At 63.0% G+C, this 1,439-nt stretch carries 1 protein-coding gene; it reads right to left on the bottom strand.

Annotated features, from left to right (window positions below; genetic code table 11):
* Nucleotides 1–269 precede the first annotated feature (269 nt).
* Nucleotides 270–1,211 (bottom strand): hypothetical protein, encoded by a 942-nt coding sequence (locus E3O50_RS16785; RefSeq protein ID WP_198413627.1) that lies wholly within the window; start codon nt 1,209–1,211, stop codon nt 270–272.
* Nucleotides 1,212–1,439: the final 228 nt, after the last annotated feature.

Raw genomic sequence — 1,439 nt, 5'->3', positions numbered from 1 at the left:
AGGAGGGCCTCAGGCGCTCCCGCGCCCGGGCGGTCGGGACCGGAACAAAGCTTTGAGGAGCTGCTCGCTGAGCGGTCCGCGCGCCGAGAAGAGAACGCGGGGGAGAGTGTTCGTGATGCCGGGAATCACGGGGCTTCGATCAAGTGGTCGTGCTATCAAATCTTCTGGGGAGGTGGCGGCGCGGGCCTGTTCGGGGGCGGAGAGTGTTGCCGCCGAACAGGCCCGCGCCGGGTGGTGCCGGGTTGCGGGTGAAACCCGGGTGCTGTGTGTTAGCGGGCGTTGTTCATGCGGCGGGTGGTGCCGGCGTCGGTGGGGTTGAGTGTGTTGTGCACCTTGTACTTGGCCTGCTCGGCCTGTTCTTTCACGCTGGGCGCTTTTTGGGCTTCGAGGCGCATTTTCGGGGCTTCTTCTTCGGCCTTGGTGAGGTAGGACTCCCAGCGGGCTTGCATTGGCTTGATTAGGCCGCCGCCGGCGCCCACGATGATGACGCCCGCGATGATGGCCAGCACGGCGATCAGGATCGGGGTGGTCACGGTCGTGGCGACGTCGATCTGGTTCAGTGCCGCCGTCACGCCCAGGAACAAGATGAAGATGCTGGCAATGTTGGCGAGGACTTTCCCGTAGGACAAACCGCCCAGGGTTCCCTGGATCAGTGTTTTCGCGCCTGCCGCGACCGCTACGGCGATGACGATGATGATGATCGCGACGATGATTTTCGGCAAGAACGCGATGATGCCAGCGAGCAGGTCGCTGACCGGGTTGGGTCCAAAGACGCCGAACGCGAACTGCAACACGAACAGCACCAGCGTGTAGTACAGGATCTTTCCGATGATGTCGGAGGCGTCCAGGGCGGAGCCCGCCAGGGCCTTCTTGACTCCGCCGCGTTCCACGATCCGGTCAAAGCCGACCTTGTCCAGCAGTCGTGCCAGAGCTTTGGAGATCAGTTTCGCCACGACAAGTCCGACAATCAGAATGACCAGGAACAGCAAGAGTTTGGGGACGAAGTCGATCAGAGTGGCCAGCCCACCCGCGAGAGCGGCAGCGAATTCGATAGGCATGTCAACCTCCAGGGTTGGATTGGGCCGACGGGTCGGCACGATGTAGTCGGAAACGACGGCGTGTGGCAGTTCAAGCGCGCCGCATGTCAAGCGCACCGCACGCATTTCTTCGGAAAGGCCGAAGAACGCAGCGCACAAGGCGCGAATTGTCACACAGCTCTGGGTAAGACGTACGACGTCGGTGATTCCTCACGCGCGGATCCGAAATCGTGGGAACGTCAGTCGATGCTGGCGACCGTGACGCTGATGGTGTCGATCGGTTCAGCGGCCCGGATGGCCGGGTTGGCGGCGATCGTGTCGTACACGAGGCGAGACACCGAGGCCGCGGATTTCGTGTCGGCGACACCGATGCGCGCGGAAACGCTCAGTCCGGCGTGTCCG

This window comes from Cryobacterium sp. MDB1-18-1, assembly GCF_004402735.1.
GTDB lineage: Bacteria > Actinomycetota > Actinomycetes > Actinomycetales > Microbacteriaceae > Cryobacterium > Cryobacterium glucosi.
The sequence above is the reverse complement of the archived record's forward strand: the minus strand, read 5'-3'. Positions and strand labels throughout refer to the sequence as shown.